This is a genomic window from Candidatus Zixiibacteriota bacterium, from assembly GCA_036397555.1.
Lineage (GTDB): Bacteria > Zixibacteria > MSB-5A5 > WJJR01 > WJJR01 > DATKYL01.
Map to the genome: position 1 here is coordinate 502,993 of DASWIS010000008.1, position 16,745 is coordinate 519,737.

The window sequence follows — 16,745 nt, forward strand, 5'->3', positions numbered from 1 at the left end:
TTGCTCGGCAGCGGATTGAACCTCACAAACGTCACAGCGATTTCCAATGGCAACAGACGACGCATATGTTATAATGAAAGTCTGTCACGATCTCGATGGATCGTCAACGAAGGATGGCGAATGTCAAAGGTTTGCCCGATTACTGGTAAACGGCCCGGAACCGGACACACCGTGTCGAAGGCCAACAACAAAAGCAAGCGTCGGTTTAATCCGAATCTGGTCTCCAAGCGAGTCTGGGACCCCAGGGAGCGCCGTTGGGTGCGCATGCGCATCTCGACGACCGCTCTGCGTACTTTGACGAAGCGGGGGCTTGTCAGGTAGATTCTTCAACGTCAAGAGTCCGTTCCCGCCTCAGCAGCGGCGGAGTAATTGCTACAGATGCTGGACTGCTCTTTCGAACTGATCCTCATCCCAAATTGTGATACCAAGTTGGCGGGCCTTCTCCAGTTTCGACCCGGCCGCCTCACCGGCAACGACCACGTCGGTCTTTTTCGAGACCGATCCCGCGACACGCCCCCCCAGCGACTCGATCCGCTCGCCCGCCTCGGTACGCGTCATCGATGTCAGCGTGCCGGTCAGCACAAACGTCTTTCCCGCAAAAGGTTGCGCGCCAACCGGCCCTGTTGAGACTTCCGGGAAGACGACGCCGCCGCGTTTGAGTTTCTCCAATAAACGCGCCGTCTCTTTCATCGAGAAGAACTGATGGATGCTGGCAGCAATGATCGGTCCGATCTCGTGGACCGCGTTCAATTCTTCAATTGGGGCCGAGGCAATCCGTTCCATCGACCCGAATGAACGCGCCAGGACCTTGGCAATGTGTTCTCCGACTCCGGGAATTCCGAGCGCGGCCAATAAGTGCGGCAAGTCCGGATGACGGGCCTTCTCGATAGCGTTCAGCAGATTTTCGGCTAAACGATCGCCCATGCGATCCAGGTGATCGAGTTTGGCGCGATCGAGGAAGTAAATATCGGCAACATCGGCGATGACCCCGCGGTCAGCCAGTTGCTCAACGAGTCGTCCTCCCATCCCCTCCACATCGACTCCGGCCTTGGACACGAAATGCGCAAGACGCTCTTTGACCTGCGCCGGGCATGAGGGATTGGTGCAACGGTGGAAGGCGGATTCCGGATCGCGCACCGTTGAGGCGCCACACGCGGGACACACTTTCGGAAACTCGAACGGTTTCGAGCGGGGCGACTTGCCTCCGGGCACGACCTGTACGACTTCCGGGATCACATCTCCGGCGCGGCGTATGATGACCTTGTCGCCGACACGCACATCCTTGCGTCGGAGCTCATCTTCGTTGTGCAGACTCGCCCGCTGGACCGTCACGCCGCCGACGCGCACCGGATGGAGGGCAGCCACCGGACTGATGATTCCCGTTCGGCCGACCGACAGGATGATGTCTGCCACGATCGTTGTCTCCTCCTGCGCCGGAAACTTCCATGCCACCGCCCAGCGCGGATGGTGCGAGACCGCCCCGAGCTGCTCTTGTTGGCGAAAGTCATCGATCTTGACCACCGTACCGTCGATCTCTTCATCAATCTCGTTCCGTTGCGTACCGATGCTGTCGTGTGCCGCGATCACGTCGGTGACCAGGGGACAGAGTCGCACCAACGCATGCACACGGAATCCCGCGCTTCTGAGAAACTCCAGGGCCGCCGACTGCCGGCTGACTTCCAAACCACCTACCCGCCCCAAACCGTAGGCATAAAAGACCAGCGGCCGCCCGGCGGTCACTTGTGGGTCCAACTGACGCAGCGATCCGGCGGCGCCGTTGCGCGGGTTGGCCATCGGTTCTTCCCCGGCAGCCAGCCGTTGTGCGTTCAATCGTTCGAAATCGCTTCGCCGCAGCACGACCTCGCCGCGCACATCGAGCGTGCCCGTCGACCGACCGGTCAATCGCAGCGGGACCGACTTAATGGTTCGCAAGTTAGCGGTGACATCCTCTCCGGTGACACCGTCGCCGCGCGTGGAACCGACGCTCAACTTGCCATCCACGTATGTCAACTCAACCGCCAGACCGTCGAGTTTCGGCTCGATTACATAACTGGGCTGCGGCCCGTCGAGGAGTCGTATCAGCCGCTGATGGAACTCCGTGAATTCCCCCGACGTGTTGACCTTTTGCAGCGACATCATCGGCACATGGTGCTGCACTTGGCCGAACGCTGCCAACGGCGCCGCGCCAATGCGCTGCGTGGGGGAATCCGGCGCAATCAGAGCCGGATGCTGCGCCTCAAGCTGAATCAGGCGGTCGTAGAGCCGATCGTACTCTGCGTCGGTGATCTGGGGAGAGTCGAGGACATGATACCGATGCGAGTGATACTCGAGCTGTTCACGCAGCTTTCTGGCCTCGTCGCGGATCGCCTTGGGAACTGGCGACTTTGATAAGGCGGTTGTGGATTTCTGTCTGGCCATGTCTGGCATCGGGCAAGCCGCACCGGCACACTAAGATCGACGATCCGCAATCGAAATCAATACTCACACCCTCGCTTTCTGTGTATCACTCTGTCGGGAATCGCTGGCCGGGAAAAACCTTGACGAACTGCGGCCGCGATGGGATATACCAGCCGGGGGCATACGAGGGGGGCCTCGCGCCACACTGCAAATCGCTTGGTATAAACTGAGTTAGGGGAGGGTATGGCTTGATTGCCGGAATAATCGTCGTTGGGCCGGCCATCATCGGCGGCCAAATCTGGGAGATGCTCGCCCAAGCGAGCGCCTTCTCACTTCTCATCCTACTCGTCTTGTGCGCCATGTCCATCGTCAGTTGGGCCGTCATCTTCATGAAGGTTCGCTCCTATAGCCGTGTCGTGGCGGGGGGCGTGCACTTCCGTCGGGTATTCCGCCAGGGGCGACGGCTCGCCGATCGACTCTCGTCACTGGCGGCATACCGCAATCTGCCTCATTGGCGTGTGCTCGACGCTGGCCTGCGGGAGGCGGCGGCCTTCTCCGATCAGAATCGCGGAGGGGAGTCGGCCCCGGATGCATGGTTTGACTTGTCTCCCGAGCAGAAGCGGGCTGTAGCCGACACTTTAGAGCGCATCGCCCAAGAGGAATCAGGAAAGCTGGAGGAGTGGACGATTTTCTTGGCGACGACCGCCAATGCGGCCCCGTTCCTGGGGCTCTTGGGTACGGTCTGGGGCATCATGAACGCATTCATCGGCATCGGCATGACCGGTTCGGCGACGCTGGCCGTCGTTGCACCCGGAATCGCCGAGGCGCTGATCGCAACCGTCGTCGGTTTGGCGGCCGCGATCCCGGCTGTCATTGCCTACAACTGGAGCATCCGCCGTCTGCGACAGATCGCCGACGATTTTTCCAATCTGTCGCTGGAATTCATGACCGAATTGACCCGGGAGAACGCCCGTGAGGCAGCGGAGTTATCACGCTCTCTCTGAGATTAACGTCACCAATTTAGTCGACGTTGTCCTGGTACTTCTGATCATTTTCATGATCACTGCGCCGCTCCTGCAGAGCGGCATCGAGGTGGATCTGCCCCGGACCACGAGTCCCGCCGAAGAGCCCTCCGAGGGCGTCATCGTGACCATCACCAAAGAGGGAGGCGTATTCATCAACGACGTCTACCGGACCGACGATCAGTGGGAGAACGAACTCCTTCGCATCGGGCGGGCCCAGGCGGGACAGAAGGCATATCTGCGCGCCGACGAGACGGTCGGTTACGGTCGAGTCGTGGAAGTCCTCGGTGCCATGAAGCGCGTCGGATTCCAGGAAGTCGGATTGGTGACGCGTCCGGTCGAAATCGAAGAAAAGAAGAAAACCGAAGAGCGCGGCGTTGATTGGGGTTAGACGTGAGGCGGTATCTGGGATGGTCTGTTGCCTTTCATGCCGTGGTGATCGCAGCCGGAGCCGTGGTCGCCCCCCTCAGCGGTGTGTTCAGCAGTTCCTATCAGCCGATGGAGATCGTCTCCGTGGGCTTGATCGATTCGGCACCCGCCCCCAAGGGGCAGAGGGCGGAGTTCACTCCACCGCCGGTGCCGGAGCCGGCAGGAGATGAACTGATCCCGATCCCAGCCGAAAAGGACTTGACGTTGGAAAAAGTTGCCGATCCGATTAAAGTTCCCGAGCCCAAAACGGAAAAGAAGCCCGAAAAGAAACCGGATGAGAAACCTCCCCGACAGCCGGAGAGCCGGACGCGGCAGGACGAAAGGCCCAACCCTTCAGGCGAGCAGTTGGCGCAAACTGATACGACCGGCGGTTTGAGCGGGTCGATCAGCGATGGCGAGATCGATGGCGTTTGGGGTGTCGAAACCTCGGCCAGTGTCAACCCCTATCACCGGCGCGGGTTCTCGTTGATTCGCTCAAACTGGCGCAATCCGGTGGTCGGTCCGACACCGCGTAAGTGTGTGGTGGGCTTTCGTGTCAAACGCTCCGGCGAGATTACCGATGTCCGACTCGAAACCCTGTCCGGCTCCCGGCTCTTCGATGAATCCGCTGTCCGCGCCGTCACACACACCGCGAATTGGGATCAGTTCCCGAGTTTCTGGGAGGAGAATGAGCAGATCATCCATCTGGAATTTGAGTACCGCCCATAGGTTGTACCGGACGATTCGCAGGACGCTGCTGACGACAGCCGTACTCGCCGTATCCGTGACGGCGGGTCAAGGTGTCTCGGCGCGCGAGGTCCCGGAGGTCATCGGGCGAATCGTCAAGTACGGCGGCGAGTTCGACCCGTTCCGCGTCGGCGTCGACCGATTCAAACTGAAGCAGGACCGGGACACATCGATTGAAGACGATCTGCTGGTCCAGGAGATGTCGGATGTCGTCTATGCCGATCTGGACTTTTCTTTTCTGTTTGAACCGTTGCGACCCGACACGGTCTACCTGCGGATCATGAACCAGGACCAGATCGACCAACGTGGCTGGCGGCATCTGGGAGCCGACTATTTGATTGAAGGCGATGTCGAGTTTCAGGGCGACAATGTATCGGTTCGCTACTCGCTGACCGAGGTGTTGACCGGCAACCAGCACTTTCGGCGTGAATTGAAGTCACGGCGTGGTTCGACGCGGCTGATGGCGCATGCGCTGGCGGATGACATCTATCGCGCACTGGCCCGCTCCGACGGTATCTTCCAATCCCGGCTGGTCTACCTCCATGCATCCAGCGGAATCAAAGAGGTCCACATTTGTGACTTCGACGGCGCCAACGACCTGACAGTCACCGCCGATCGGAGCATCGTCCTCTCGCCACGTTGGGCCGGCCAGTCCGCCATCTCCTACACGTCATTTAAGAGCGGGTCGGCCGACATCTGGTATCTCGACTTGGATCGGGACCAGTCTGCAAAGCTCAGTGACGTTCCGGGTCCCAAGTCCAGTTGTTCATGGACCGAGGACGGCAAGCGATTCGTCGTTTCGATATCGTCCGAAGCGAATTCAGACGTTTACGTCGGGGAGCGCGGTTCACGCCGGGTGCGCCAGGTGACGTTCTCCGAGGGAATCGATGTCTCGCCGTCGTTTGCCCCCGACGGACGGCGGATCGTCTTCACCTCCGACCGGGGCGGTACCCCCCAGGTTTACATCATGGACGACGATGGGGCCAGTGTCGAGCGCCTGACCTATGAGGGCCATTACAATGATTCGCCCGATTGGTCCCCCACGCTCGATCTGATTGCCCTTGTGTCGCGCGACGAGGGCCAGTTCCAGATCTGCACGATCCGCCCGGACGGCAGCGGATTCCGGCGGCTGACCGAGGTCGGCTCCAACGAGAACCCCAGTTGGTCCCCCGACGGACTGCACCTTGTTTTTTCTTCGAACCGGTCCGGGACCTATGAGGTATACACAATGAACTTCGACGGAACCGGCGTCCGGCGACTGACAACCTCAGGGGACAACAGCAATCCCGGATGGTCGCCGTAGGATGTCAGGATGGCAGGAAGAGGCCGATTATAGGGAGGAAACGGCGGTTGGGAGCTTCTGTGTCAGAGCCGTTACGATTCCCATTGACGAACACGCGAATGAGTGCTATTTCACAGTCGCTGGACGGAAATCCGATAGTCGATGAATTGCTTATCAGGGAGGGGATTCGTGAAGAACAGATTCATCATGTTGATGGTGATTGCCGCTATCTCGTTTGCCGGATGCGGCGGCGGCCCCAAGGAAGAAATGGGTGACGCACAGACGCGCGACACATCGGGCGGCACAACGTCGTCGACAGGCGCCGACACGGACAGTGGCCTGCGCGATGATCTCTCCGCGCGCGATTTGGGGTCGGGATTGCAGATCATCTACTTTGATTTCGACAAGTACAATCTACGTCCCGACGCGCGCACGGCGCTCGATCACAACTATCAAATGCTGCGCGACAATCCGGGGATGCGCATCATGATCGAGGGGCATTGCGACGAGCGCGGCACCGACGAGTACAATCTGGCGCTCGGGGAGCGTCGCGCCAAGGCCGCTAAAGACTACCTGGCCAAGCTCGGGATTGACGGCTCGCGCATTTCCATCATCTCGTATGGCGAGGAGCGTCCGGTCGCTCTGGGACATGATGAGGATGCCTGGTCCAGGAATCGGCGCGGCGAGTTTGAGACGGAGTAATGCGACGGTTTGACCACGGTGACGGGGATGGGAGCGACCTCCCTTCCCCGTTTCTGTGTCGGCTACAAGCGTCGGGCCAGCGTTGTACAGAGTCGAGTTCAGGGGGCTTGCGATGAAATCCAACCGACCATGGGTGCCCAGCGGGCGCCGCACGATTGGCGGATTGGCACTTGTGTTGCTGTCAGTGATGGCCGCGTCCGGCTGCACGTCTCGCGCTGCGATGCAACGCATGCAGGAACAGATCGACTACCTGGAAGCATCACAGCGACGCGTGGAGCGCGACATCATCCGGATGGATTCGCTGGTGACCGGCGCGGCCGATGAATCGCGCCGAACCCGCGCGGAGGTGGCCACGACGCTGGATGACTTGCGGGAGGATTCGCGCATCACCCGCGAGTCGATCGACGAATTGCGCCGCGCGATCGACCGCCACCCACCCCAGATCGTGTACCGGTCGACCGAGCCATCGCCGGGCGAAGGTGAAGAATCGACGACGGGCAGCGCATCGCCGAGTGACGCCGCCGACATCAACCCCTCGCAACTCTATGAGAACGCCTTCCTCGATGTCCGCAAAGGAAACTACGAGTTGGCCATCGCCCAATTCCGCGACATCCTGCAGTACTTCGGCGACACCGAATACGCGCCCAACGCCCGGTATTGGATCGGAGAGTGTTGGTACTCCCTGGCGGGGACGGCCTCCGGTGGGACGGCCGAGGGATACTATGATTCGTCGATCGTCGAATTCGAATACCTGATTGCCAACCATTCGGAGAGCGATCGCGTCCCGACCTCCTTATACAAACTGGGGCGTTGTTATGAGGAATTGGGACGCACACGACGAGCATGCAACTACTACGACCGACTGATCAACGAATTCCCGAAGGCGCTGGAGATCCCACCCGCCAAGAGCCGTCGCGACGCGCTCGACTGCCGGTAAGCGGTCTGGACGAAACGCGTCTCGCGGTTCCCACGCGGAAATCTATTCGCGCCCGAACGGCGCGTTTGGACAGTTTAGCCACTGGATGCGGCTTTCTTGACCCGTACACCGAATGCCTGGAATTCCACATTATTCCGCACAACCCATTTGCTGCATCCATATTAGCACCCCCGATTCGCATCGATTGCGACGCAATTGGCTGTCCCGTAATGGTCACAGCGTATCTCGGCGGTGCGACAGAAGTAGTTGTGCCACAACAGATTGACTTTGTCGGTACGCAGGAGTCGATCAGATTTCTGGATTGTCCTTCACGGCTTGCTGGCGCCCCGACTCTTGTTGGATTATCGACGAGTGAACTGATCGTCGATTATGGCATTGAACGGCAACATGTTACAATAGCGTCTGTCGCGGGTCTGACATGGGGGCTCGCCGAAGGTGGGCTCTTGGTCAATATACGAATGCGCATCGATTGCATCGATCCGTTCGACAGGAACCGTCGGCGCTGGCGGTCGTGGATGTGGGAACGGGCCCGTCGCGATGCCTGGACAGCGTGTCGTGTGCCGCTTTCTGATCGACTGTCCCCAGTTCCGGCTGGAGAAGAGGCGACTTAAGCTCTTCGTGTGATTTCGCTTGACGCGAGAGCGGCGAGGCCTATATTGGCCGACTTGCAACTTGGGCGGTGCCGCCCAGCCCCGCGGACTGGGAGTGGCGCGCCCGAGTCTGTATTTGTCTGTGCCCATGTAGCTCAGGTGGTAGAGCACATCCTTGGTAAGGATGAGGTCACCGGTTCAAATCCGGTCGTGGGCTTGAGGATCAGCGACACGTGCGAGGCACGCCGTCGTGGGTTGATATCGGATACGGGGATAGCGGCGCGGTTGCGACGTTGACCCCATGTTCATTCCGCACCAAAGCACCGGTGTGAAACTGCATCTGAGGAGGGAGACCTTCCGGCTATGGCCAGGGAGAAATTTCAACGCAAAAAGCCCCACGTAAACGTGGGTACCATCGGTCACGTTGATCATGGAAAGACGACGCTGACAGCCGCCATCACGATGACTCTGGCACAGCGCGGCTTGGCCTCGATCCGCACATTTGATTCGATTGACAATGCGCCCGAAGAGCGTGAGCGCGGCATCACGATCGCGACCGCGCATGTGGAATATGAAACGGTCGCTCGGCACTACGCGCACGTGGACTGTCCCGGCCATGCCGACTATGTCAAAAACATGATCACCGGCGCGGCGCAGATGGACGGGGCGATTCTGGTCGTCTCGGCCGCCGACGGTCCGATGCCGCAAACGCGCGAGCACATTCTGCTGGCACGTCAGGTCGGAGTCCCTCGGATCGTTGTCTTCCTCAACAAAGTCGACATGGTGGACGATCCCGAGCTTCTCGACCTCGTGGAGTTGGAAGTGCGCGACCTGCTGACCACCTACGAGTTCCCCGGTGATGAAGTTCCCATCGTTCGCGGCTCCGCGCTCAAGGCGATGGAGGCGGCCGTGGCGGGCAAGAAGGATGATCCCGCCTTCGAGTGCATCCTCAACCTCATGAAAGCCGTCGACGAATATATTCCGTTGCCCGCCCGTGAAACCGACAAGCCGTTCCTGATGCCGGTCGAAGACGTGTTCTCGATCACAGGTCGCGGCACAGTCGGGACCGGGCGCGTGGAGCGCGGCAAAGTCAAGCAGGGCGACGAAGTCGAGCGCGTGGGGATTAAAGAGACGCGCAAGGTCGTGGTCACGGGTGTCGAAATGTTCCGCAAGACGCTCGATGACGCACAGGCGGGCGACAATGTCGGCTTGCTGCTGCGCGGGATTGACAAGGAAGAACTCGAGCGCGGCATGGTACTGGCGGCGCCGGGGTCGATCACGCCCCACACAAAGTTTAAAGGCGAAGTTTACATCCTGACGAAGGAAGAGGGCGGTCGGCACACGCCGTTCTTTACCGGATATCGTCCCCAGTTCTACTTCCGGACGACCGACGTCACCGGCATCGCCACGCTGCCCGAGGGGACGGAAATGGTCATGCCGGGCGACTCAGTGACGATCGTCGGCGAGTTGATCGCCCCGATTGCGATGGAGAAAGGATTGCGCTTCGCGATTCGCGAAGGCGGACGCACGGTCGGCGCGGGTGTCGTCGCCGATGTCGTCGAATAGCAGCGTTAGCCGGACTGTCGTTGTCGTCGTTGCAACTGTTTGTCTTCGGCGCTCATCAACGGAACCCGGGGTCACAGAATGTCGGGCCGGTGCAAGGTCTGGCGCGGCCACACAGGCCTGTAGCTCAATTGGCTAGAGCACCGGTCTCCAAAACCGGGGGCTGGGGGTTCAAGTCCCTCCAGGCCTGCCACTTTACGACGAGGACTGATTGGTCAACAAAATTGTCCAATACTGGAATGAGACGGTCTCCGAACTCAAGAAGGTGACCGTACCCTCCAGGGATGAAGTCGTCGGCTCGACGATTGTCGTTGTGGTCGTCTCGCTGGCATTCGGGTTTTTCATGTTTGGCGTGGATCTCCTCCTCGCGCGCGGCGTGTCCACCCTGCTGGGCATCGGATGAGCGTCGAGATGAAATGGTATGTGGCCCACACCTACTCGGGTCACGAGAAAAAGGCGATGAAGTACCTCGAGAGTGCATTCGCCAACGCCGGCATGGCCGAACTTTTGGGACGCATCGTAATGCCGACCCAGGAAGTCGTCGAAATGCGCCAGGGCAAGCGCTCGTCGTCGATGAAGAAGTTCCTGCCGGGGTACATTCTCATCGAGATGCAATTGAGCGACCAGACACAACGATTGGTGACCAACACGCCGGGTATCACAAACTTCGTGGGGGCCGGAGGGCATCCGGTGCCGATTCCGCAAAACGAGGTCGATCATGTGCTCGGCCAGATGGATACCAGCCGCGAAAAGGAACTCAGCGAAATGCAGTATAAGATCGGCGATTCGGTGAAGGTCATCGACGGGCCCTTCGCCGATTTTTCCGGCACGATTTCCGAAGTCAATCTGGAACGCAACAAGTTGAAAGTCATGGTCTCGATCTTTGGGCGCCCGACACCAGTGGAATTGGATTTTCTGCAGGTTCAGTCGACGTAGTCGCCCAAGCATTACTCTGGAGTCATCTCATGGCCAAGCCGATCACAGGATATGTCAAACTGCAGATTCCCGCCGGGAATGCGACGCCGGCGCCACCGGTCGGACCGGCACTGGGCCAACAGGGACTGAACATCATGGAATTCTGCAAGACCTTCAACGCGCGCACGCAGAAGGATGCCGGGCTGATTATTCCGGTCGTCATTACGGTCTATAAGGACAAGTCATTCACTTTCATCACCAAGACGCCCCCGGCCCCGGTGTTGCTGAAGCGCGCCGTGAAAATTGAAAAAGCATCGGGCGAACCCAACCGCATTAAGGTGGCGCGCGTGACGCATGATCAGTTGCGCGAGATCGCAAGGATCAAGAAGGCCGACCTCAATGCCGCCAGTGAAGAGGCCGCCATGCGCATGATCGCCGGGACAGCACGGAGCATGGGCATCGACGTCGTCTGAGGCGCGTCTCATCTGATCACTGTGGAGATTCGAATATGAAAGTCGGCAAGAAACACCGCGCGGCCAAGGAGAGAGTCGGGACCGAGAAGATGTACGGCCTCGAGGAGGCGGTGGCATTGGCCCGGGAAGTCAAGCACACCAAATTCGACGAATCTCTGGACGTCGTGATGCGTCTGGGGGTCGATCCCAAGCATGCCGACCAGATGGTTCGCGGATCCGTCGTCATGCCGCATGGAATCGGCAAAACGGTTCGTGTGCTGGCGCTGACTTCTCCCGGCAAGGAAACAGAGGCCCAAGAGGCCGGCGCCGATTACGTCGGCTTGGAGGAGTATTTGCCCAAGGTACAAGAGGGTTGGCTGGAGTTCGATGCCATCGTCGCCACGCCCGACGTCATGTCGCAAGTCGGTCGTCTCGGCAAGATCCTCGGCCCGCGCGGTCTCATGCCGTCGCCAAAGACGGGCGGCGTGACAATGGACATCGGCAATGCCGTTCGCGAACTGAAGGCGGGCAAGGTCGAGTATCGCGTCGACAAGGCCGGCAATGTTCATGCCGCCGTCGGCAAATCATCCTTCGACACCGACAAACTGACTGCCAATGCGCGTGCGATGATTGAGTCGGTCATTCGCGCCAAACCGGCCTCTTCCAAGGGGCAGTACATCAAACGTGTGGCGGTTTCGACGACCATGGGTCCCTGTATCAAAGTCGATCACACGCAATTGCAGTCGGAGATCAAGTAAGCGACAGCGTTCCGTCGGTACGCATCGGAGTACCAGTCACCAGCTACGAGGCTCATCATGGCGCGGCCGGAGAAAGTCCAGATTGTCGAAGAAATCACCGAGACACTGCGCACCTCGGGTTCTGTCTTTGTGACACACTACGCCGGATTGACGGTTGCGGATTTGACGCAATTGCGGTCGCAATTGCGCAATGCCGGGGTCCGCTACAAAGTGGTCAAAAACACCCTGCTGCGCCGTGCGGCCAATGAGGCGGGATTTCCCGAGTTGGCAGACCACTTTGAAGGTCCGACCGCGGTTGCGATGGGCCCGAGCGATCCCATTCCGGTCGCCAAGATTCTCAACGATTTCTCCGAACGCCTTGAGCTGCCGAAGGTTCGGGCGTTTTTTGTCGAGCGCAAATCGTACGATCCCGCCGACGTTAAGAAACTCGCCAAGCTGCCGTCGCGTGAGGTGCTCCTATCGCAGGTCGTGGCCGCCGTCCAGGCGCCGATTGCCGGATTCATCGGCACTCTCGATGGCATCATCCGTGAGTTCGTCGGCACCCTCGACGCCATCGCCAGGAAAAAGAGCGCATAATCGGCTCCAGATGTGAACCGGAATTGTCGGATGTTGGTATAGATAACTGAGCGAAAGGAAAAAGACGTGTCCAGCGCCATCGATCAGGTCGTCGGCCTCATTGAGAACATGACGGTCATCGAGCTCTCCGAGCTCTCAAAGAATCTGCAGGAGAAATTCGGCGTCACTGCAGCCGCCCCGGTAGCGATCGCAGCGGTCGGCGGCGACGGCGCCGCGGCCGCAGCAGAGGAAAAGACCGAGTTCACCCCGCATCTAAACGCTGCGGGAGAAAAGAAGATTCAGGTTATCAAGGTCATTCGCGAGATCACGGGATTGGGTCTGAAGGAGGCCAAAGACCTCGTGGACAAGGCCCCCAACCCGATCAAGGAGAACGTTTCCAAAGAGGAAGCTGAGCAGATTCGGTCCAAACTGCAGGAAGTCGGCGCCACAGTCGAAATCAAGTGACGACTGTGCATCCTGACTTGACGGATCGCAACCGGCCGACCTTGGGCACGAGGGCTCTCGAGTCCGAGTGGCGGTCGGTTTATGCCCATTTACGTGGAGGTGTCGCGTGAGCGGCAATGGAAACGGTAACGGACGGGTCCACTACGGGCGCATCCCCCGTGCAGGGGAAATGCCCCACTTGCTCGATGTCCAGTTGGAGTCGTACGACGCCTTCCTCCAGCCCGCTGTTCCCCCGCTGGAACGCAAGCAACAGGGACTGCAGGAGATATTCTCGAGCATATTCCCGATTACGGATGTCCACGAGAACTTCGAACTGCTCTTCCAAAGTTACCACATCGGCAGTCCGCGGTACTCGATTCGCGAGTGCAAGGAACGCAATATGACGTTCGCGGCGCCGTTGAAAGCGACGCTGCGCCTGATCTGCAAGGAGGCCGATCCCGCGACCGAGAGCAAGAAGGTCCGCGATGTCATCGAGCAGGATGTCTTCCTGGGCGAGTTGCCGCTGATTACCCAACGCGGAACGTTTGTCATCAACGGAGCCGAACGGGTCATCGTCAGCCAGTTGCATCGTTCACCCGGCGTCTTCTTCGACGAAGTGATTCACCCCAACGGCAAGCACCTGTTTCAGGGGCGCATCATCCCGTTTCGCGGGTCGTGGGTCGAGTTCAACCTCGACATCAACGATGTTCTGTACGTCCACATCGACTCCCGTCGCAAGCTGCCGGTCACGACACTGCTGCGCGCGCTGGGCATCTCGACCAACGAGGAATTGTTGGCGCGCTTTTATCCCGTCGAAACGGTCGAGGGTATCAACCGCAAATGGCCGCGCGTGCTGGGACGGGTGGCGGCCGAAGGGATCATCGACGAGTCGACCGGCGAGATGATGCTGACCGCGGGCGACGTCATCACCGAGGATCACATCGACAAGCTGAAACAATACGATCTGGGTGATTTGCGTGTTCTCACAGCCGACCCGGCCAATGACGCACTGATCATTCCCAATACAATCAAGAAAGACCCGACCAGCTCGCGCGAAGAGGCGCTATTTAAAATCTACAGTCTGTTGCGCCCCGGCGAGCCGCCGTCGATGGAGTCAGCCGAGTCGCTGTTGGAACGGCTGTTCTTCAACACCAAACGCTACGACTTGGGCGAGGTCGGACGTTACATGATCAATCAGCGGCTGGGACGGGATGTCCCGGTCGAGCGGACCGTTCTGGAACCCGCCGACTTCGAAGAGATCGTGGCATACCTGATCCGTTTGCGCAACGGCGACGGATTCGTCGACGACATCGACCACTTGGGCAATCGTCGCGCACGCGCGGTCGGCGAATTGCTCTCCAACCTGTTCTCGGTCGGCCTTTCGCGTGTCGCCCGCACGATCCGTGAGCGCCTGAGTCTCAAGGACAATGAGTCGGTTACGCCGCATGACTTGGTCAATGCGCGCACGGTCTCGGCCGTGATCGATACCTTCTTCGGCTCATCGCAGTTGTCGCAGTTCATGGATCAGACGAATCCGCTGGCCGAACTGACCCACAAGCGGCGTCTCTCGGCACTGGGTCCCGGTGGTCTGACACGCGAGCGCGCGGCCTTTGAGGTGCGCGACGTTCACCACACACACTATGGCCGGCTCTGTCCCGTCGAGACCCCGGAAGGTCCGAACATCGGACTGATCGCGTCGCTGGCGACGTTCGGACGCATCAACCGCTACGGCTTCCTGGAAACACCGTACCGGCGCGTCACCAATGGCGTCGTGACACAGGAGATCGTCTTTCTCACGGCCGACGAGGAGGACAAGTACCGGATCGCGCAGGCAAACGAGCCGATCGACGCCAAGGGCCGATTCGTAAGCGATAAGATCCGCGCGCGTCAGCGAAGCGATTTCCCGCTGATCGATCCGGCCGAAGTCGATTTCATGGACGTCGCGCCCGAGCAGTTGGTCTCGGTCGCCGCGTCGCTCATTCCGTTCCTTGAGCACGACGACGCCAACCGCGCGCTGATGGGATCGAACATGCAACGACAGGCCGTGCCGCTGTTGAAGACCGACTCTCCCTATGTAGGAACCGGCATCGAGGAGAAGGCGGCGCTCGATGCGGGCGTGGCCGTGCAGGCACGCAATCCCGGCGCCGTCGTCGAGGTCGATGCCGAGCAGATTGTCATCCAGCCGCGAGGACGTGCCGGCGGCGGTGAGCTCGGCTTCGAGGGCCCCGACATCTACGAATTGCACAAATTCGAACGGTCCAATCAGGACACGTGCATTCACTACCGCCCGCGCGTCAAGCTGGGCGACAAGGTCGAGTCGGGCCAGATTATCGCCGATGGCCCCGCCGTCCAAAACGGCGAGTTGGCGCTGGGCGCCAACGTCATGGTCGCCTTCATGCCGTGGCGCGGATACAATTTTGAGGACGCAATCATCGTCTCAGAACGCCTGATCCACAACGATATCTTCACTTCGATCCACATCGAACAATTCGAATTGCAGGTCCGCGACACCAAGCGCGGCTCCGAGGAAATCACGCGCGAAATCCCCAATGTGTCCGAAGAGCTGCTCATGAATCTCGATGAGCAGGGCGTGGTTCGCGTCGGCGCCGACGTCGAAGCCGGCGACATTCTTGTCGGCAAAGTGACCCCCAAAGGCGAAACCGAACTCTCGCCGGAAGAGCGGCTGCTGCGCGCGATCTTCGGCGAGAAGGCGGGCGATGTCAAGGATGCCTCGCTGAAGGCGCCGCCGGGTATGAAGGGTGTCGTCATCGGCACCTATGTCTTTTCGCGCAAGCAGCGGACCGATGCCGCCAAACGCCGCGAGCGCACCGAGATCACCGGACTGAAGCGGCGCTTCGGCAAGGAAATCGATGGGATCCGTAAGCTGCGCGACCAACGGCTCGCCGAGCTGCTCGACGGTCAGAGTGCCAGCACGATTCGACACAAGGACGATGACTCCGTCCTGATCAAGGCCGGCACCACCTATCGCCCGGAGACGTTCGAGAAGATCGACGTCAGCGAAGCGGTGGCCCCTGACGGCTGGGTCGACGACACGCGGCTGAGCCGACGGGTTGAGCGCGTCATCGCCGAAGCCCAGCAGTTGATCAACGACCGTCAGGAACAACTGAATATCGAGACCGAGAAAGTCATCCGTGGCGCCGAGTTGGCGCCGGGAGTCAAGCAACTGGTCAAGGTCGCGGTCGCCGTCAAGCGCAAGCTCTCGGTCGGCGACAAGATGGCCGGACGTCATGGCAACAAAGGCGTCGTCGCGCGTCTCGTACCGGTCGAAGATATGCCGTACATGGAAGACGGCACGCCCATCGATCTGATTCTCAATCCTCTGGGTGTGCCCTCGCGCATGAACGTCGGACAGATTCTCGAGACCCACATGGGTTGGGCGGCGTCCAAGCTCGGCCGCAAAGTCGCATGCCCGGTATTCGACGGCGCGCAACTTTCCGAGATTCGCAAGCTCTTAGTCGACGCGGGATTACCGGAGTCGGGCAAGGCGCCGCTGATCGACGGGGTCACCGGCGAGTCCTTCGATGAGGAAATTACGGTGGGAATCATCTACATGATGAAACTCTCGCATCTGGTCGACGACAAGATCCACGCGCGTTCGATCGGGCCTTATTCCCTGGTGACGCAGCAGCCGCTGGGCGGCAAAGCCCAGTTCGGCGGGCAGCGATTCGGCGAGATGGAAGTGTGGGCGCTGGAGGCCTACGGCGCGGCGTATACACTTCAGGAAATGCTGACGGTCAAGTCCGACGACGTCGTCGGGCGCTCACGCATCTACGAGGCGATCGTCAAGGGCGAGAATCCGCCCGAACCGGGCATTCCCGAGTCGTTTAACGTTTTGGTGAAGGAATTGCAGGCGCTCTGTCTCGACATCGACTTAGTCGAGAAGAACTGATCGTGTGGCGGGGAGGTCATGCCCTGCCACCGCAGCCGGCGTCACACATAAAGTTCTCCGTCC

At 59.9% G+C, this 16,745-nt stretch carries 16 protein-coding genes and 2 tRNA genes; 17 read left to right on the plus strand and 1 reads right to left on the minus strand.

Annotated features, from left to right (window positions below; genetic code table 11):
- The first annotated feature begins 120 nt into the window (after nucleotides 1-120).
- Nucleotides 121-321 carry a 50S ribosomal protein L28 gene (rpmB, locus tag VGB22_03660; protein ID HEX9750376.1) on the plus strand — a complete coding sequence of 67 codons (201 nt, stop codon included), beginning with the start codon at nucleotides 121-123 and terminating at the stop codon, nucleotides 319-321.
- Nucleotides 322-372: 51 nt separating this feature from the next.
- On the opposite strand, the gene ligA is transcribed toward rpmB, so the two are convergent.
- Nucleotides 373-2,418, minus strand: a complete 2,046-nt coding sequence (ligA, locus tag VGB22_03665; GenBank protein ID HEX9750377.1) for an NAD-dependent DNA ligase LigA — start codon at nucleotides 2,416-2,418, stop codon at nucleotides 373-375.
- A gap of 227 nt (nucleotides 2,419-2,645) precedes the next feature.
- Here ligA and VGB22_03670 point away from each other — a divergent pair, with 227 nt between their 5' ends.
- The 16 genes from VGB22_03670 to rpoB all read left to right on the plus strand — a co-directional run bounded on the left by VGB22_03670 (nucleotide 2,646) and on the right by rpoB (nucleotide 16,682).
- Nucleotides 2,646-3,401, plus strand: a complete 756-nt coding sequence (locus VGB22_03670) for a MotA/TolQ/ExbB proton channel family protein (GenBank protein ID HEX9750378.1) — start codon at nucleotides 2,646-2,648, stop codon at nucleotides 3,399-3,401.
- A gap of 52 nt (nucleotides 3,402-3,453) precedes the next feature.
- The gene (locus VGB22_03675) at nucleotides 3,454-3,810 is read left to right on the plus strand and encodes a biopolymer transporter ExbD (GenBank protein ID HEX9750379.1); all 357 of its coding nucleotides are present in this window, start codon (nucleotides 3,454-3,456) and stop codon (nucleotides 3,808-3,810) included.
- 2 nt (nucleotides 3,811-3,812) lie between these two features.
- Complete coding sequence (locus VGB22_03680) at nucleotides 3,813-4,556, plus strand: TonB C-terminal domain-containing protein (GenBank protein ID HEX9750380.1); 744 nt, start codon at nucleotides 3,813-3,815, stop codon at nucleotides 4,554-4,556.
- Entirely contained in the window at nucleotides 4,516-5,877 is a 1,362-nt protein-coding gene (locus tag VGB22_03685) for a hypothetical protein (protein HEX9750381.1), read from the plus strand. Before VGB22_03680 ends, VGB22_03685 begins: the two co-directional genes overlap by 41 nt.
- A gap of 168 nt (nucleotides 5,878-6,045) precedes the next feature.
- Nucleotides 6,046-6,558 (plus strand): peptidoglycan-associated lipoprotein Pal, encoded by a 513-nt coding sequence (gene pal / locus VGB22_03690; protein ID HEX9750382.1) that lies wholly within the window; start codon nucleotides 6,046-6,048, stop codon nucleotides 6,556-6,558.
- Nucleotides 6,559-6,670: 112 nt separating this feature from the next.
- A complete protein-coding gene (locus tag VGB22_03695; protein HEX9750383.1) occupies nucleotides 6,671-7,495 on the plus strand; it encodes a tetratricopeptide repeat protein in 825 nt (274 codons plus the stop codon).
- A gap of 734 nt (nucleotides 7,496-8,229) precedes the next feature.
- Nucleotides 8,230-8,302: transfer RNA gene (locus VGB22_03700), tRNA-Thr, on the plus strand.
- A gap of 146 nt (nucleotides 8,303-8,448) precedes the next feature.
- On the plus strand, nucleotides 8,449-9,651 hold the full coding sequence (gene tuf, locus VGB22_03705) for an elongation factor Tu (protein HEX9750384.1): 1,203 nt from the start codon (nucleotides 8,449-8,451) through the stop codon (nucleotides 9,649-9,651).
- A 113-nt stretch (nucleotides 9,652-9,764) separates the two neighbouring features.
- Nucleotides 9,765-9,841 (plus strand) — tRNA-Trp (locus VGB22_03710).
- Nucleotides 9,842-9,859: 18 nt separating this feature from the next.
- Nucleotides 9,860-10,051: a preprotein translocase subunit SecE gene (gene secE / locus VGB22_03715; protein ID HEX9750385.1), complete on the plus strand. Its 192-nt coding sequence runs from the start codon at nucleotides 9,860-9,862 to the stop codon at nucleotides 10,049-10,051.
- 8 nt (nucleotides 10,052-10,059) lie between these two features.
- Entirely contained in the window at nucleotides 10,060-10,584 is a 525-nt protein-coding gene (gene nusG, locus VGB22_03720) for a transcription termination/antitermination protein NusG (GenBank protein ID HEX9750386.1), read from the plus strand.
- Between the two features lie 29 nt (nucleotides 10,585-10,613).
- Nucleotides 10,614-11,036 carry a 50S ribosomal protein L11 gene (gene rplK / locus VGB22_03725; protein ID HEX9750387.1) on the plus strand — a complete coding sequence of 141 codons (423 nt, stop codon included), beginning with the start codon at nucleotides 10,614-10,616 and terminating at the stop codon, nucleotides 11,034-11,036.
- 35 nt (nucleotides 11,037-11,071) lie between these two features.
- Nucleotides 11,072-11,773, plus strand: coding sequence for a 50S ribosomal protein L1 (rplA, locus tag VGB22_03730; protein HEX9750388.1), 702 nt, complete (start codon nucleotides 11,072-11,074; stop codon nucleotides 11,771-11,773).
- A gap of 57 nt (nucleotides 11,774-11,830) precedes the next feature.
- Nucleotides 11,831-12,349: a 50S ribosomal protein L10 gene (rplJ, locus tag VGB22_03735; protein HEX9750389.1), complete on the plus strand. Its 519-nt coding sequence runs from the start codon at nucleotides 11,831-11,833 to the stop codon at nucleotides 12,347-12,349.
- 66 nt (nucleotides 12,350-12,415) lie between these two features.
- A complete protein-coding gene (rplL, locus tag VGB22_03740; GenBank protein HEX9750390.1) occupies nucleotides 12,416-12,793 on the plus strand; it encodes a 50S ribosomal protein L7/L12 in 378 nt (125 codons plus the stop codon).
- A 106-nt stretch (nucleotides 12,794-12,899) separates the two neighbouring features.
- On the plus strand, nucleotides 12,900-16,682 hold the full coding sequence (gene rpoB / locus VGB22_03745; GenBank protein HEX9750391.1) for a DNA-directed RNA polymerase subunit beta: 3,783 nt from the start codon (nucleotides 12,900-12,902) through the stop codon (nucleotides 16,680-16,682).
- Nucleotides 16,683-16,745: the final 63 nt, after the last annotated feature.